The following is a 228-nucleotide window of genomic DNA, read 5'->3' on the forward strand; positions in this document are numbered from 1 at the left end:
CCGAGGTATAGATCACATACGCCAGATCGCTTGCGCCGCTGATCGCTGGCAGGTTTGCGGGTTCGCCCGTGTACAGCCATACGTCCGCCAAGTTCAGCACAGTGCCTGCATAAGCTGGCGGTACTTCCACATTCTCGCCGTATACAAGTAGCAGATCCGCCCCGCTGTCCTCCAGCATGTACGTCATCCGATCCGGCGGGTACGCCGGGTCGATCGGCATGTAGGCGC

The 228-nt window shown here is 60.5% G+C and carries 1 protein-coding gene; it reads right to left on the reverse strand.

Annotated elements, in window-relative coordinates; genetic code table 11:
- Positions 1-228: AMP-binding protein (locus FS818_RS28565; protein ID WP_145336792.1), on the reverse strand; the 228-nt coding region annotated here is incomplete at both ends.

It is taken from the genome of Paenibacillus xylanexedens, assembly GCF_007680605.1.
GTDB lineage: Bacteria > Bacillota > Bacilli > Paenibacillales > Paenibacillaceae > Paenibacillus > Paenibacillus xylanexedens_B.